Annotated in this window: 13 protein-coding genes; 3 read left to right on the top strand and 10 right to left on the bottom strand. The window is 69.2% G+C overall.

Going from position 1 to position 14686, the window contains the following annotated elements; genetic code table 11:
* Positions 1 to 10: 10 nt before the first annotated feature.
* Positions 11 to 1090 carry a ribosome small subunit-dependent GTPase A gene (gene rsgA, locus P8934_RS13405; protein ID WP_278031487.1) on the top strand — a complete coding sequence of 360 codons (1080 nt, stop codon included), beginning with the start codon at positions 11 to 13 and terminating at the stop codon, positions 1088 to 1090.
* Positions 1091 to 1326: 236 nt separating this feature from the next.
* On the opposite strand, the gene P8934_RS13400 is transcribed toward rsgA, so the two are convergent.
* From P8934_RS13400 to P8934_RS13370, 7 genes are all read right to left on the bottom strand, one after another.
* The gene (locus tag P8934_RS13400; RefSeq protein ID WP_278031486.1) at positions 1327 to 2067 is read right to left on the bottom strand and encodes a dienelactone hydrolase family protein; all 741 of its coding nucleotides are present in this window, start codon (positions 2065 to 2067) and stop codon (positions 1327 to 1329) included.
* A 66-nt stretch (positions 2068 to 2133) separates the two neighbouring features.
* Positions 2134 to 2541 (bottom strand): cytidine deaminase, encoded by a 408-nt coding sequence (gene cdd / locus P8934_RS13395; protein ID WP_278031485.1) that lies wholly within the window; start codon positions 2539 to 2541, stop codon positions 2134 to 2136.
* Positions 2538 to 3272: a purine-nucleoside phosphorylase gene (gene deoD / locus P8934_RS13390; protein ID WP_278031484.1), complete on the bottom strand. Its 735-nt coding sequence runs from the start codon at positions 3270 to 3272 to the stop codon at positions 2538 to 2540. Before deoD ends, cdd begins: the two co-directional genes overlap by 4 nt.
* Positions 3272 to 4588 (bottom strand): phosphopentomutase, encoded by a 1317-nt coding sequence (locus tag P8934_RS13385; protein ID WP_278031483.1) that lies wholly within the window; start codon positions 4586 to 4588, stop codon positions 3272 to 3274. The genes deoD and P8934_RS13385 overlap by 1 nt, the downstream gene beginning before the upstream one ends.
* Positions 4585 to 5925, bottom strand: a complete 1341-nt coding sequence (deoA, locus tag P8934_RS13380; protein WP_278031482.1) for a thymidine phosphorylase — start codon at positions 5923 to 5925, stop codon at positions 4585 to 4587. Before deoA ends, P8934_RS13385 begins: the two co-directional genes overlap by 4 nt.
* Positions 5925 to 6701 (bottom strand): deoxyribose-phosphate aldolase, encoded by a 777-nt coding sequence (gene deoC / locus P8934_RS13375; RefSeq protein ID WP_278031481.1) that lies wholly within the window; start codon positions 6699 to 6701, stop codon positions 5925 to 5927. Before deoC ends, deoA begins: the two co-directional genes overlap by 1 nt.
* Before the next feature lie 72 nt (positions 6702 to 6773).
* Positions 6774 to 8039 (bottom strand): NupC/NupG family nucleoside CNT transporter, encoded by a 1266-nt coding sequence (locus P8934_RS13370; RefSeq protein WP_278031480.1) that lies wholly within the window; start codon positions 8037 to 8039, stop codon positions 6774 to 6776.
* Between the two features lie 128 nt (positions 8040 to 8167).
* On the opposite strand from P8934_RS13370, the gene P8934_RS13365 reads away from it, so the two are divergent.
* A complete protein-coding gene (locus P8934_RS13365) occupies positions 8168 to 8902 on the top strand; it encodes a DeoR/GlpR family DNA-binding transcription regulator (protein WP_278031479.1) in 735 nt (244 codons plus the stop codon).
* Positions 8903 to 9013: 111 nt separating this feature from the next.
* Positions 9014 to 9697: a CBS domain-containing protein gene (locus P8934_RS13360; RefSeq protein ID WP_278031478.1), complete on the top strand. Its 684-nt coding sequence runs from the start codon at positions 9014 to 9016 to the stop codon at positions 9695 to 9697.
* A gap of 125 nt (positions 9698 to 9822) precedes the next feature.
* Here the strand turns inward: P8934_RS13360 and P8934_RS13355 are convergent, their stop codons facing one another.
* The 3 genes from P8934_RS13355 to P8934_RS13345 all read right to left on the bottom strand — a co-directional run bounded on the left by P8934_RS13355 (position 9823) and on the right by P8934_RS13345 (position 14456).
* Positions 9823 to 10959, bottom strand: a complete 1137-nt coding sequence (locus P8934_RS13355; protein WP_278031477.1) for an aminotransferase class V-fold PLP-dependent enzyme — start codon at positions 10957 to 10959, stop codon at positions 9823 to 9825.
* A 139-nt stretch (positions 10960 to 11098) separates the two neighbouring features.
* Positions 11099 to 13276 carry a phosphate acetyltransferase gene (gene pta / locus P8934_RS13350; protein ID WP_278031476.1) on the bottom strand — a complete coding sequence of 726 codons (2178 nt, stop codon included), beginning with the start codon at positions 13274 to 13276 and terminating at the stop codon, positions 11099 to 11101.
* Positions 13263 to 14456, bottom strand: coding sequence for an acetate kinase (locus tag P8934_RS13345; RefSeq protein WP_278031475.1), 1194 nt, complete (start codon positions 14454 to 14456; stop codon positions 13263 to 13265). Before P8934_RS13345 ends, pta begins: the two co-directional genes overlap by 14 nt.
* Between the last annotated feature and the right edge of the window lie 230 nt (positions 14457 to 14686).

The raw sequence follows: 14686 nt of genomic DNA, 5'->3' as shown, positions 1-14686 counted from the left end.
GGTCGCCAAGGTGCGTGATTACTCCTCCTTTCTTCCGGGTAAAGGCAAACGCCAGGCCATGCGCGAGCCTACCCCACTCGAGCGGCTGGGCTGGGGTTCCTTCTTCGCCCAACAGGTTGACGTGGATGCATTGAGCATTACGCCCCCGGTGCGCGTCGTGGCGGTGCATCGCAGCGGGCTTCAGGTGACTGGCGACGGCATCGACGAGACCCTTCCGCCACGCTCGGACGCCACGGTAGGCGACTGGCTGCTGCTGGACCGCGCCCAGCCCCGGGCGAGTCGCGTTCTGTCCCGAGCGAGCCTCATCAAGCGTCGGGCACCCGGCACGGACCGTCAGGTGCAGCTGATTGCTGCCAATATCGATACGGTCTTCGTTGTCACTTCCTGCAACCAGGATTTCAACATCGCCCGGCTCGAGCGCTACGTGGCTCTCGCCTTCGAGGCGGGGATCGAGCCCGTCATCGTGCTGACCAAGACGGATCTGGTGGATGACGTGCAGCCCTGGATCGAGGCCGCCCGCGCCGTCTCGGACCGGGTGGCAGTGGTTGCCCTCGATGCCCGCAGCGAAGCGCCCCCCAACGCACTATCGGCGTGGTGCAGGCCAGGCCGGACCGTGGCGTTTCTCGGGTCCTCGGGCGTCGGCAAGTCCACCCTGACGAACGCCCTGGCTCGGACGCAGGCCATCGCTACCCAGCCCATCCGTGAAGAGGATGCCAAGGGCCGCCATACGACGACCCGACGGGAACTCCATCTGATACCTGGCGGCTGCCTTGTGCTCGACACGCCAGGAATGCGCGAACTGCAGCTGACCGATGCTGCATCGGGTATCGCCGACGTTTATCCGGAGGTCGAAGCGCTTGCAGCCCAGTGCCGTTTCAGCGACTGCCAGCATGAGAGTGAGCCTGGTTGCGCAGTGCAGGAAGCTGTCCAGGAGGGCCGGCTTGACGCTGGACGCCTCGTTCGGTGGCGCAAGTTACACGCCGAGGACGCGTTCAACTCCGCTAGCCTCGCCGAGCGCCGGCAGAGGGAACGTGAATTCGGCAAGATGGTGAGAAGGGCAACCAGGGCCAAGCCACACCGCAAGACGTGAGCCTGGTGATGCCAGGCAGTGACGCTCAGTAGTCCTTGCCTGGCATAGAGGAGCCGCGTCCTGAGGTCTTCCGCAGTTGTCGTCGAATGCTTGGCATAGCCCTCGATACCGCAGGTGCTACGCTTATTGCTTGCATTCAGGCCTGCAGTCGCGGTGGCCAGAGAGACGTCAGCAGGACTGATCCAATCCCGTGGGGCCATCACGGACCAAGCCTGCTCCTGGCTGGAAAGGTCGTGCTACAACGCCTCCTTCAGAAGCATGGCGAGTCGCTTGTGATGCAGGGCATCGGCGGCCGCGTCGTAGGAAGGCGCATCCTTGGCGGTGAAGCCGTGGGCCGCGCCCCTGTAGAGCTCCGTGGTGAAGTGCACGCCGGCCTGGGCCAGTGCCTCGTCTATGCGGGCGATCTGCTCGGGTGGCAGCAGCGCATCCTGGTCGGCATGGCCGAGATAGACCCGCGCCTCGATGGTATCGACCCCATGCACGGGACTGTCGAGGTCGTCGGCCTCTGCCAGGCGAGCCGAGTGAAAGCCGGCTGCGGCGGCCACGCGGTCGGGGTGTTGCGCCGCCATGCGCAGTGCGAAGCCGCCGGTCATGCAGTAGCCGACCACGCCCACCTTGCCATGCGCGAAGTCGGCTTCGCTGTCGAGGCAGTTCAGCAGGGCGGCGAAGTCTCGGGTCTGTGCTTCGGGTGTCAGGCGGGCGGCATACTCGAACAGGGTCGCTCGCACGTCCGGGTCGCGAAAGGACTTGCCTTCCGGCACCACGGTCCCCGCAGCGTCGCGGTAGTAGAGATTGGGCATCAGCACGGCATAGCCGTGGTCCGCCACCTGCTGGGCCTTCTCGTGATAGCAGGGGCGCAGGCCGCCGATATCGGTAAACAGCACCACGGCCGGCAGCGGGCCGGCGGCGTCATCGGGCGTGACGATATGGGCATCGATGGTGCCGTCGGCGGCGGGAATGTCGATGGTGCGAGACATGAGCAGGCTCCGACGTTTCCAGAGTGAGAGACGAAAGCATAGCCGCTGTCACGAGTCGTGCAGGGCCTAGGGGCTCAGGTTCTCGGGCCCGAAGGAATCCGGCAGCAGCGCCTCCATGTCGTACTCCTTGAGCAGCCGGCCCTCGGCATCCACCACCCGGATGCGGGTCTCGGGGGTGGCGAACTCGCGGATGCGCTGGCGGCAGTCGCCGCAGGGCGTGCAGAGGTGCCGGCCGGGTCCGATCACCCAGACCTCGCGCAGCTGGCGTTCGCCGGCGCTGGCCATGGCGGCGATCGCCGAGGCCTCGGCGCAGATCCCTTTGTAGTGGGCCACCTCGACATTGGCGCCGGCATAGTGGGTGCCGCTCTCGCTGACCACCAGGGCTCCCACCGGGTGACGGGAGTAGGGCGCATAGGCGCGCTTGCGCACCGCCAGCAGCGCGGTGACGATGGCGGGCTCGATGGAATCGTTCATGGCGTTGCTCCCTTTGCGGCATCATCGCGCAGCACGGCATCCAGCGCGATGCGCATCATGTCGTCGAAGCTGCGCTCGCGCGCGGTGCTGTCCAGGGAGTCCCCCCTGAGGATATGGTCCGAGACGGTACAGACGGTGGCCGCGCGGGCGCCGAACTCGGCAGCGACGCCGTAGAGGCCGGCGGCCTCCATCTCCACGCCGACGATGCCGTAGCGCCTTAGCAGCTCGGCGGTCTCGGGGCGCGGGTCGTAGAACAGATCCGCCGAGAAGAGGTTGCCGATCTTCGTCGCCACGCCGAGGCCATGGGCGGCGTCGGCCAGGGCGCGCGTCAGGGCGAAGTCGGCGGTGGCGGCGAAGTCCATGCCGCCGAATCGCGTGCGGTTGACCCCGGAGTCGGTGCAGGCGCCCAGGCCGATCACCACGTCGCGCACCGCCACGTCGTCGCGCACCGCACCGCAGGAGCCGACACGGATCAGCGTGTGGATATCATACTCGGTGATCAGCTCCTTGGCGTAGATGGAGACCGAGGGGATGCCCATGCCGTGGCCCATCACCGAGATCTCGCGGCCCTTGTAACGCCCGGTGTAGCCGGCCATGCTGCGCACCGTGTTGACCTGGCGGACCTCGTCGAGAAAGGTCTCGGCGATGTAGCGGGCGCGCAGCGGGTCGCCGGGCATCAGCACGGTGTCGGCGAAGTCGCCGCGTTCGGCGTTTATATGGGGCGTTGCCATCAGTGGCCTCCCGTAGCGTTGGATAGCGGGGTGGACGACGAGGCAGACGGAAGGAAGCTGGTACCGTCGTCCATGGGCGCGAGACTGAGGTGCGTGGCCAGGCTCTGGCCGATGTCGGCAAAGGTCTCGCGGGCTCCCAGCGTGCCCGGGGCGAGGCCCGCGCCCAGCGCCAGCACCGGGATATGCTCGCGGGTATGGTCGGTGCCCGACCAGGTGGGGTCGCAGCCATGGTCGGCGGTGAGGACCAGCAGGTCGTCGTCCTTGAGCCTGCCCAGCAGCTCGGGCAGGCGGGCGTCGAAGGCCTCCAGGGCCGCGGCATAGCCCGCCACGTCGCGGCGGTGGCCGTGGACCATGTCGAAGTCGACGAAGTTGGTCATGATCAGGCTGCGCTCGCCGGCATCCCTCAGGGCCTCGAGGGTCGCATCCATCAGGGCCTCGTGGCCGCTGGCCTTCACCGTGCGCGTGATGCCGCAGTGGGCGTAGATGTCGGCGATCTTGCCGATCGCTACCACCGTGCCGCCGTCGTCATGCAGCTTCTGGAGCACCGTGGGGGCGGGCGGCTCGACGCTGTAGTCGCGGCGGTTGGCGGTGCGGGTGAAGCTGACCGCGTCCGCGCCGAGAAAGGGGCGGGCGATCACCCGGCCGATGTTGTAGGGCTCGAGCAGGCGGCGGGCAACCTCGCAGAGCGCGTAGAGCCGCTCCAGGCCGAAGGCCTCCTCGTGGGCGGCGATCTGGAACACCGAGTCCGCCGAGGTGTAGACGATGGGCTTGCCGCTCGCCATATGCGCCTCGCCGAGCCGGGCGATGATCTCGGTACCGGAGGCGTGGCAGTCGCCGAGCACTCCGGGCAGCTCCGCCTCCTCCACCAGCGCCTCGAGCAGCTCGGCGGGGAAGCTGTTCTCTTGCTCGAGGAAGTAGCCCCAGTGTGAGCGCACCGGCACGCCGGCGATCTCCCAGTGGCCGGAGGGGGTGTCCTTGCCGGAGGAGAGCTCCCGGGCGTGGCCCCAGGCACCGATGGTCGACTCGGGCACCGCAACGCCCTCGGCCCAGCTTCCGGTGCTGGCCTGGTGGGCATGGAAGAGCCCCAGCCGGGCCAGGTGGGGCAGGTGAAGCGGCCCTTGGCGCCCCGCGCCCGGGCCTGTTTCGGGGCCCTGAGCTAGCCCGGTTTCGGGGGCCTGTGGAAGGTCGCATTCCCCGCGGGCACAGGCGGCGGCGATATGGCCCAGGGTGTCGGCGCCGGCATCATTGAAGCTTGCGGCGTCTGGCGCCGCCCCGATGCCGAAGGAGTCGAGCACGAGCACGATGGCGCGGGTCATGGGGCCTCCCGACGGATGACGTCATGGATCAGGGGTGGGGGCGTGGCGGGGCCGTCGCCGACCCGGATGGCCTCGCGGACCTGCCGGGCGGCCCGGTCGGCGTCCGCGGCGCTGGCGGCGTGGACCAGTGCCAGCGGGCGCTCGGCGTCCACCGCCTCGCCCAGGGAGGCGATGCGCGACAGCCCGACGGCGGGGTCGATGGCCTCGCCGGGGACGCGGCGGCCGCCGCCCAGGGCCACCACGGCCAGGCCCAGGGCGCGGGTGTCCATGGCCTGGACCCGGCCCCGGTACTCGGCATGCACCGCGCGGGTCACCGGCGCCTCGGGCAGGTGGTGGCCAGGGTGTTCGAGCAGATCATTGGGGCCGCCGAGGCCCGCCACCATGCGCGCGAAGCGCTCGGCGGCCGCCCCCGACGACAGGGCCGCGTCGAGCCGCGCCACGGCCGCGTCCCGGGAATCGGCCAGTCGGCCGGCCAGCAGCAGTTCGGCGGCCAGGTCGCGGGTCACCGCCAGCAGGCGGCCATGGCGCTTCTCGCCGCCGAGCAGGCGCAGCGCCTCGCGCACCTCGAGGGCATTGCCGGCAGAGGGGGCCAGCGGCTGGCTCATGTCGGTGACCAGCGCCGTCGTGGGGGTGCCGGCCTGGCTTGCCACCTCGGCGATGGTTTGCGCCAACTCTCGGGAGGCTTCCGCTGTGGGCATAAAGGCCCCGCTGCCGCTCTTGACGTCCATCACCAGGGCATCCAGCCCGCAGGCCAGCTTCTTGCCGAGGATCGAGCTGACGATCAGCGGCAGCGACTCCACGGTGGCGGTGACGTCGCGCACTGCATAGAGGCGCCGGTCGGCCGGTGCCAGGTCGGCGGTCTGGCCGATGATCGCCACGCCCAGCTCCTTGACCAGGCGGCGGAAGGTGGCGGTGTCCGGGGTGACGGAGTAGCCAGGGATCGCCTCGAGCTTGTCCAGGGTGCCGCCGGTGTGGCCGAGGCCCCGCCCGGAGACCATCGGCACGTGCCCGCCGCAGGCGGCGATCCAGGGGCCGAGCACCAGCGAGACGAGATCGCCCACGCCGCCGGTGGAGTGCTTGTCGAGCACCGGCCCGGGCAGGTCGAGGCAGGACCAGTCGAGCACCTCGCCGGAGTCGCGGATCGCCTCGGTCAATGCCACCGTCTCCTCGGCCGCCATGCCCCGCAGGAAGACCGCCATGGCCAGGGCGCCCACCTGGGCATCCGAGAGGCTGCCGTCGGCGATGCCCGCGACCAGCTCCCGGATCGCCTCGCGACCGAGCGAGCGGCCGTCACGCTTGGCGCGGATCAGCTCCTGGGGGAGGGCCCGGGCGTCCATCAGTAGCCCCCGGACGCCGCGCCGTCGACGGCGTCGACCCGCAGGGTCTGCAGCAGGTTGCCGAGCAGTCCCGAGGCGCCGAAGCGCATGTGGGCCGGGGTGATCCACGCCACGCCCATCAGGCGTTCGGCGAGCTGCAGGTAGGCCAGGGCGTCCTCGACGGTGCGCACGCCGCCGGCGGCCTTGAAGCCCACGTCGCGGCCGCTGTCGCGGATCACGCTCAGCAGGATCTCGGCCGCTTCCAGGGTGGCATTGACCGCCACCTTGCCGGTGGAGGTCTTGAGGAAGTCGGCGCCGCCCTCCAGAGCCAGCTCGCCGGCGCGGCGGATCAGGGCCGGGTCCTTCAGCTCGCCGGTCTCGAGGATCACCTTGAGCAGCGCGTCGCCGGCGGCCTGCCTGCAGGCCGCGACCAGCTCGCGGCCGGTCTCCTCGTCGCCGGCCATCAGGGCGCGCCAGGGGAAGACCACGTCGACCTCATCGGCGCCGGAGGCCGCGGCTGCCCGGGTCTCGCGGGCGGCGGCCATGATGTCGTCGCCGCCGTGGGGGAAGTTGGTGACCGTGGCCACCTTGACGATGCCCTCGAGGCCATGGGCCTTCAGCGCCCGCCGTGCGGTGACCACGAAGGCCGGGTAGACGCAGACCGCCGCCGGTGTGCCGGCGGGCGTCTTCGCCTGCTGGCAGAGCGCCTCGATGGTGGCGTCGCTGTCATCGTCGTTGAGGCTGGTGAGGTCCATCAGCGCCAGGGCCTGGCGCGCGGCCTGCTGCAGTTCGGTCATGGAACGTCCATTGGTTGCGTGTAAAGAGAGGGCCGGCACCATGCCCGAGGCAATGGTGTCGGCGCTTGAAGTCTAGGCCAGGGCCAGGAAGAAACCGGCGATGGAGGCCGACATCAGGTTGGAGAGGGTGCCAGCCAGCACCGCCTTGAGGCCGAAGCGGGCGATCTCGTGGCGGCGGCTCGGGGCGATGCTGCCCAGCCCCCCGAGCAGGATGGCAATGGAGGATAAGTTGGCGAAGCCGCACAGAGCAAACGACAGGATCGCCATGGTATGGGGCGTCATCGCCTGGCCGGTGGCGGCCACCAGCTCCTCGCCGCTCAGGTAGGGGCCGAGATTGATGAAGGCCACGAACTCGTTGACCACGATCTTCTGGCCGATGAAGGAGCCGGCCAGGGTCGCCTCCTCCCAGGGCACGCCGAGCAGGAAGGCAAGGGGCGCAAAGAGCCAGCCGAGCAGCCACTCCAGGCTCAGCTGCTCGAGGCCGAACCAGCCGCCGATGCCCCCCAGCATGCCGTTGATCAGCGCGATCAGGCCGATAAAGGCGAGCAGCATGGCGCCGATGTTGGCCGCCAGCATCAGTCCCGAGGAGGCCCCGGCGGCGGCGGCATCGATGACGTTGCTGGGCTTGTCGGCGTCCTCCTCGCGCTCCTCCTCGATCTTCGAGACGCTGTCCTCGGGCTCGCGGGTCTCGGGCATGATCAGCTTGGCGAACAGCAGCCCGCCCGGTGCGGCCATGAAGGAGGCGGCTACCAGGTACTCCATGGGCACCCCCATGGCGGCGTAGCCGGCCAGCACCGAGCCCGCCACCGAGGCCAGCCCGCCGCACATCACCGCGAACAGCTGCGAGGGCGTCATGCGGGCGATGAAGGGACGCACCACCAGCGGTGCCTCGGTCTGGCCGACGAAGATGTTGGCGGTGGCGGAGAGCGACTCGGTGCGTGAGGTGCCCAGCGCCTTCTGCAGGGCGCCCCCGAGGATGCGGATCACCCACTGCATGATCCCCAGGTAGTAGAGCACGGCGATCAGCGAGGAGAAGAAGATGATCACCGGCAGCACCTTGATGGCGAAGATGAAGCCGGCGCTGTCCACCTCGGCCAGGCCGCCGAAGACGAAGCCGATGCCGTCGTTGGCGTAGAGCACTACCTGGCTCACGCCGTCGGAGATGGTCTTGAGTACCGTCTGGCCGAAGGGCACGTAGAGCACGAAGGCGCCGATGCCGGCCTGGATGGCGAAGGCACCGACCACGGTCCTCAGACGGATCGCCTTGCGGTCGTAGGAGAAGATGAGGGCGATGGCCACGAGGGTCACCATCCCCACCAGGCTCATTAGGAGGGTCATGGGGCACCTATCTGACTGGGCGGCCTGGGGCGGCAGGCATCTGGATGAGTGTAAGGTGAAATCTATAACATCCAGTGTTATTTTTCTAACATATTTCCACCATCTGGCCGTCAGGAGCGCCGCAGGAGATGAACGAACGCACTGCCCGACGTCTCGCCCGGCTGAGTGATGCCCTGGCCCGTGGCGGGAGCCTGCGCCTGCAGGATGCCGCGGCGCTTTGCGGGGTCTCGGAGATGACCATTCGCCGCGACCTGGTCGCCGGTGAGGGCGTGCTGCGGCTGATGGGGGGTCACCTGGTGCGCAGTGACGACCCGCGCTATGCACCGGTCTACGACCTGGCGACCCAGCAGGATCGCCATGCCGAGGCCAAGCGCCGGCTCTGCGAGCGGGCGGCCCGCCGCATCGAGCCCGGTGACACCCTGTTCATCGACTGCGGCACGACGCTGGTGCCGCTGGCCGCCGGATTGCCGGCCGACCAGTCGCTGACCGTGGTGACCTATGCGCTGAACGTGGCCGATGCGGTGAGCGCGCTGCCCGGGGTCCGCCTGATCCTGCTGGGCGGGGTCTACCATGGCTCGTCGCGCTCCTTCGCCAGCGAGGCGATGGGTGATGCCATCCGGCGGCTCGGCATCAACAAGGCGTTCCTCTCCGCGGCGGGCGTGCACCGGCAGAAGGGACTGAGCTGCTTCCACTTCCACGAGGTGGTCCCCAAGCAGGCGGCGATCGCCACGGCGGCGCATCGCCTGCTGGTGGTGGACGAGAGCAAGCTGGGGGTGATTCGCCCGGCGCGCTTCGCCGGGCTCGAGGAGGTCGACGAGGTGATCACCGACGGCACGCTCGCCGCGGAGGGTGAGCCGGCATGACGCGCGCCGCCGAAACCTGTCCGGAATCAAGGCAGGACGGAGAAAGTGTTGCTAACTTGTAAAGCACGAGACACACAATAACGCCTGCTTATCGTCTGGAGACCGCATCCCATGCAAGCCGCAGATGTCATGACCCCCAACGTGATCACCGTCAGCCCCGACAGCGAAGTCAGCGAGATCGCCAGCCTGCTGCTGGAACACGGCATCAGCGCCGTGCCGGTGGTGGATGCCGACGACAAGGTGCTCGGCATCGTCAGCGAGGGGGACCTGATGCGCCGGGTCGAGAACGACACCGACCAGCACAAGTCCTGGTGGCTGAAGCTCTTCAGTGGCGGCGGCAATGCCGTGGACTACGTCAAGAGCCACGGCCGCAAGGCCAGCGAGATCATGACGCCGCATCCGCTCACCATCTCCGAGGACGAGCCGCTGCACCACATCGCCTCGCTGCTCGAGAAGCGCCGCATCAAGCGGGTGCCGGTGGTGCGGGATGGCAGGCTGGTGGGCATCGTCAGCCGTTCCAACCTGCTGCGCGGCTTCTCGGTGAGCCGCCAGCCTGCCGCGGGCGGTGACGACCGGGCGATCCGTGACGCCATCCTCAAGGAGGTCGACCAGAACACCGGGGTCGTGGTCGACCGGCTCAACATCATCGTGGCCGATGGCAAGGTGCAGCTCTGGGGGCTCGTGGACAGCAAGGAGCAGCGCCAGGCCGTGCAGGTGGCGGCGGAGAACATCGACGGCGTGACGGAGGTGGAGAACAACCTGGGCTTCATGCCCCGGGGCATGGGCGGCTACTGAGGCCGCGGCCTCGAGGCGTACGCGACAGCGGGGCGGCCAGATGGCCGCCCCGCTTTCCTTGATGATCAGCTTTGATGGTCAGTCATGGTCAGGCGTGAAGCCCGCGCCCTGAAGGGGCTGGCGACTCAGTCGTCGGCGCCCTGCACCTTGGCCAGGGCCGCTTCCAGGCTCTCGAGGGTGCGCTCCGGATGGTGGAGCTTGTCGAGGCCGAACAGGCCGATGCGGAAGGCACGGTAGTCGTTACCCTCGTCGCACATCAGCGGGACCCCTGCCGCCACCTGGACACCGGCTGCCAGGAACTTGCCGACGATACCCTCGTCCGCGGTGTAGCAGACCACCACGCCGGGCGCCTCGAAGCCGGGAGCCGCCACACTGCGAAAGCCGTGCTCGGCGAGCATGCCGCGCACCCGGCGCCCGACCTCCCACTGCTCGTCACGCACCTTGTCGAAGCCGTATTGCCGGGTCTCGTGCATCACGTCGCGCAGCTGGCGCAGGCCGTCGGTGGGCAGGGTGGCGTGATAGGCGTGGCTACCGCCCTCGTAGGTTTCCATGATCGTCAGCCACTTCTTCAGGTCGCAGGCGAAGCTGGTGCTGGTGGTTTCCTCGATGATCTCCCGGGCCTGGCGGGAGAGCATGACCATCCCGCAACAGGGGCTGGCGCTCCAGCCCTTCTGCGGGGCACTGACCAGCACGTCGACGCCGATGTCCTGCATGTCGACCCACAGGGTGCCGGAGGCGATGCAGTCGAGCACGAAGAGCCCGCCCTGCTCGTGGATGGCATCGGCGATCTGACGCAGGTAGTCGTCGGGCAGCAGCATGCCCGAAGCGGTTTCCACGTGGGGGGCGAAGACGATATCGGGCTGCTGGTCATGGATCGACTCGATCACGTCCTCGATGGGAGGCGGGGCGAAGGGCGAGGTGGGGTCATCCTCGTCGAGGCGACGCGCCTTGAGGACGTTGACCTCGGAGGGGATCTGGCCCATCTCGAGGATCTGGCTCCAGCGATAGCTGAACCAGCCGTTGCGGATCACCAGGCAGCGACGCTCCTTGGCGAACTGGCGGGCCACGGCCTCCATGCCGAAGGTCCCGCTGCCGGGAACGATCACCGTCGAATGGGCGTTGTATACCTCCTTCAGCGTGGAGGAAACGTCGCGCATCACGCCCTGGAAGCTCTTCGACATGTGGTTCAGTGCGCGGTCGGTGTAGACCACCGAGTACTCGAGCAGTCCATCCGGGTCGACATCGGGTAGCAAGCCGGCCATTTCGTTCTCCGTGTTGGTGTTCAGGGCCTGTCGTGAGCAGGCCGCTCGTCTCCAGAGGATATTCCGATTCCCGGTGTCGGGCCAGCGACGCGGTCAACCCTGGGATCACCGGGCCGCGGGTCGAGGGTGAGACGTGCGCTCAGCCCTGCTGCGCGGCCTGGATGGCGGTCAGAGCGATGGTGTAGACGATGTCGTCGACCAGGGCGCCTCGGGAGAGGTCGTTCACCGGCTTGTTGAGGCCCTGCAGCATGGGGCCGACGCTGACCACCCCGGCGCTGCGCTGGACCGCCTTGTAGGTGGTGTTGCCGGTGTTGAGGTCGGGGAAGACGAACACCGTGGCGCGACCCGCCACCGGGGAGTCGGGGGCCTTCTGGCGGCCGACGCTCTCGATGGCCGCGGCGTCGTACTGCAGGGGGCCGTCGATGCACAGCGTGGGCTCGCGCTCCCGGGCGATGCGGGTGGCCTGGCGCACCTTCTCCACGTCGGCGCCGCTGCCTGACTCGCCGGTGGAGTAGCTGATCATCGCCACCCGGGGTTCGATGCCGAAGGCCGCGGCGGAGCGGGCGCTCTGGATGGCGATCTCGGCCAGGGCCTCGGCGTCGGGGTCGGGATTCACGGCGCAGTCGCCATAGACCACCACCTGCTCGGGCAGCAGCATGAAGAAGATCGACGACACCTGCCGGTAGCCGGGCGCCGTCTTGATCAGCTGGAAGGCCGGACGCACGGTGTTGGCGGTGGTGTGGATGGCTCCGGAGACGAGGCCGTCCACCTCGCCCTCGGCCAGCATCATGGTGCCGAGCACCACGTTGTCCTGGAGCTGGTCCGCGGCCGTCAGTGCGTTGAGCCTGTCGGGGCGTCGTTCGACCATCGGCGCCACGTAGTCCCGGCGGATGCCGGCGGGGTCGAGGATCTCGAGCCCCTCGGGCAGCTCGATGCCGCGCTGGCGGGCCACCTCCTCGACCTCCTCGCGCCTGGCCAGCAGCACGCAGCGGGCGATGCCGCGCTGCTGGCAGATCACCGCGGCCTCCACGGTGCGCGGCTCGCTGCCCTCGGGCAGCACGATGCGCTTGCTGGCCTGCTGGGCCAGCTTGACCAGCTGGTGGCGGAAGGCGGCAGGGGAGAGCCGGCTCGGATAGCCGCGGCTGAGGTTCTCCTTGAGCCACGCCAGGTCGAGGTGGCCGGCGACGAAGCGGGTCACCTGCTCGGCCCGCTCCGGGTCGTCGATGGGGATGTCGTTGGCCATGCGGTCGAGGCGCTGGGCCGTGGCGAAGCTGTCGGAATCCACCGCCATCACCGGCAGCCCGCTGCGCAGCGCGGGGCGGCAGAACTCGATCATGGCCTCATCCGGCAGCTCATCGTGGGTCAGCAGGATGCCCGCCAGGGGTACGCCGTTCATGGTCGAGAGCGCCGCGGCGAGCAGGATGTCGTCGCGGTCGCCGGGGGTGACCAGCAGGCGGCCGGGGCGGAACACGTGCAGGGCATGGGAGGCGCTGCGCGCACACAGACTGGTGCCCAGCACGCGGCGGCTGGCGGCCTCGCCCTCGTGCAGGAAGCGAGCCTCCAGGGCCCGGGCGACGTCCAGTACCCGCGGTGCCGAGAGGGCCGCATGCCAGGGCACGGCGCCGATCAACTGGAAGCGCTCGCCGCCCAGGGCCGGCAGGTAGCGACGCAGGCGGGCGACCAGTTCCTCGTCACGCCGAGCGGTGAGTTCGGGGGCCGCCAGGGGCGCGGGGGCATCGCCATCCGGCAGCGGGCGCAGCCGCATCAGGATGCAGCCCAGGGTGCGCGGCGACTCCACGCCATCGAAGGCCTGGGCATGCATGTCGAGCCGTTCCGCCAGGTCCTGGGGGTCGCTAAGGTCCCCGTCGGCGACCAGGATGGTGCGCGCATTGAGGGCATGGGCCAGCTGGGCATTGAGCCGGGTCGCATAGCTGCTGTGCGGGCTGGGTGCGAGTCCCTCGATCACCACTAGCTCGGGGGCTTCGCCGGCCTCAGGGGAGGCGACCCGGGCATGGCGCTCCACGGCCTCTTCCATCAGCTCGTCGCTGCGGTCCTCGCGCAGCAGGCGCTCCAGCCGGGCCTGGGGGAGTGGTGCCGGTGGCGCCAGGCCCAGGGTGCTGGCCGCCAGGGCACAGGAGCGGTCCGGCCCGTTGCCGTTCAGCTCGTCCTGGCGGAACGGCTTGAGAAAGCCGGCCTTGAGCCCGAGGGTGTCCAGGGCGCGGATCAGGCCGAGGCAGGCCGAGGTCAGGCCCACGCCGCTGTCGGTGGGCACCAGCAGCAGGTTGCGAGGCTCGGAACGGTGATCAAGTGGCGTCATGGTGGCCCTCTTGCAGCAGCTGGCGGGTTTCTTCGGCGATGCGCCCCTCCTCGTCGGTGGGGATGACCCACAGCTCGGGACCGCCCGCGTCGCGATCGATGCGGCCCTCATGGCCACCGAAGGTGGCGGCGTTGGCCACGGCATCCGGCCGCAGGCCGAAGTGGGGCAGCTGCTCGACCACCCGCGCGCGTACGGCGCTGGCATTCTCGCCGATGCCCCCGGTGAAGGCGATACCATCCAGGCGGGGCAGGGCGCAGGAGAGGGCGGCCAGCGACTTGGCGATGCGGTAGCAGAACACCTCGATGGCCAGTTCGGCGCCCGCGTGGTGCTCGGCGGCAGCCTGCTCGAGGCGGCGCATGTCGTTGGAGAGGCCGGAGAGCCCCAGCAGGCCGCTCTCCTTGTTGAGCAGGGTGTCGATGCGCTCGATCGACCAGCCCAGCTGCCGGGCCAGGTGGGCATGCAGGCCCGGGTCCACGTCGCCGCTGCGGGTGCCCATCACCAGCCCCTCCAGGGGCGTCAGTCCCATGCTGGTATCGACGCTCTTACCCTGCCAGACCGCGCAGGTGGAGCAGCCATTGCCCAGGTGGGCGATGAGCCAGCCGCCATGGACGCGTTCGCTCAGGGCATCCAGCCGGGCGCTCACATAGGCGTGGCTGCTGCCATGGAAGCCGTAGCGGCGGATGCCGTGGTTGCGATAGAGCCCTTCCGGCAGCGCATAGCGATAGGCACGGGGGGGCAGGGTCTGGTGGAAGGCGGTATCGAAGACCGCCACCTGAGGCAGGTCGGGGAAGAGTGCCAGGGTCGCCTCGACACCCGCCAGGTTGGCCGGGTTGTGCAGCGGGGCCAGGGCCACGGTGGCCTCGATCGCGCGCCGCACGTCGGCATCGATGCGGGTGGCACGGGTGAAGCGCTCGCCGCCATGGACGATCCGATGCCCCACCGCCACGGGATGCTGTCCTTCGAGGCGCTCGAGGATGGCCGCCATGGCCTCGGCGTGGTCGGCGCCGTGCAGGGGGCATGAGAACTCACGGCCGGTGCCGTCTATGCCCGTGAGGCGCGCATCCACCCCGCCCAGCCGCTCGGCCAGGCCGGCCAGGCGAGGCTGGTCGGGAGCCGCGGGAACGAGGGCGTACTTGATCGACGAGGAGCCGCAGTTGATTACCAGTACCGGGTCGTTCATGGCGCATCCTGTTCTGGGGTATCGGGGGCGCGTGCGGTGTGGCCAGGGGGTTGCCTGGCGAGTGGCCTCGGGCAGGGCGAATCTAGCATGTTGCAGTGCGGAATGCAGTGACCCCGGCCGCTTGACGCCGGACACCCTGTCGTCCGCATCGCTTCCGGCGGGGCGTCGGGAGCGGAACATCTTGCACTTTCGTCTAGGCTGTACCAGAATGATCCTTGCATAGGGAAACA

The sequence above is a fragment of the Halomonas sp. CKK8 genome, assembly GCF_029625235.1.
GTDB classification, from domain to species: Bacteria; Pseudomonadota; Gammaproteobacteria; order Pseudomonadales; family Halomonadaceae; genus Halomonas; species Halomonas ventosae.
The sequence above is the reverse complement of the archived record's forward strand: the minus strand, read 5'-3'. Positions and strand labels throughout refer to the sequence as shown.

What these genes read in the sequence shown, in the direction of transcription:
- deoA (WP_278031482.1), bottom strand. Translation starts at nt 5,925, where the DNA reads ATGGACGCCCGGGCCCTCCCCCAGGAGCTGATCCGCGCCAAGCGTGAC.
- deoD (WP_278031484.1), bottom strand. Translation starts at nt 3,272, where the DNA reads ATGGCAACGCCCCATATAAACGCCGAACGCGGCGACTTCGCCGACACC.
- P8934_RS13345 (WP_278031475.1), bottom strand. Translation starts at nt 14,456, where the DNA reads ATGAACGACCCGGTACTGGTAATCAACTGCGGCTCCTCGTCGATCAAG.
- P8934_RS13370 (WP_278031480.1), bottom strand. Translation starts at nt 8,039, where the DNA reads ATGACCCTCCTAATGAGCCTGGTGGGGATGGTGACCCTCGTGGCCATC.
- deoC (WP_278031481.1), bottom strand. Translation starts at nt 6,701, where the DNA reads ATGACCGAACTGCAGCAGGCCGCGCGCCAGGCCCTGGCGCTGATGGAC.
- P8934_RS13360 (WP_278031478.1), top strand. Translation starts at nt 9,014, where the DNA reads ATGCAAGCCGCAGATGTCATGACCCCCAACGTGATCACCGTCAGCCCC.
- P8934_RS13365 (WP_278031479.1), top strand. Translation starts at nt 8,168, where the DNA reads ATGAACGAACGCACTGCCCGACGTCTCGCCCGGCTGAGTGATGCCCTG.
- cdd (WP_278031485.1), bottom strand. Translation starts at nt 2,541, where the DNA reads ATGAACGATTCCATCGAGCCCGCCATCGTCACCGCGCTGCTGGCGGTG.
- P8934_RS13400 (WP_278031486.1), bottom strand. Translation starts at nt 2,067, where the DNA reads ATGTCTCGCACCATCGACATTCCCGCCGCCGACGGCACCATCGATGCC.
- pta (WP_278031476.1), bottom strand. Translation starts at nt 13,276, where the DNA reads ATGACGCCACTTGATCACCGTTCCGAGCCTCGCAACCTGCTGCTGGTG.
- P8934_RS13355 (WP_278031477.1), bottom strand. Translation starts at nt 10,959, where the DNA reads ATGGCCGGCTTGCTACCCGATGTCGACCCGGATGGACTGCTCGAGTAC.
- P8934_RS13385 (WP_278031483.1), bottom strand. Translation starts at nt 4,588, where the DNA reads ATGACCCGCGCCATCGTGCTCGTGCTCGACTCCTTCGGCATCGGGGCG.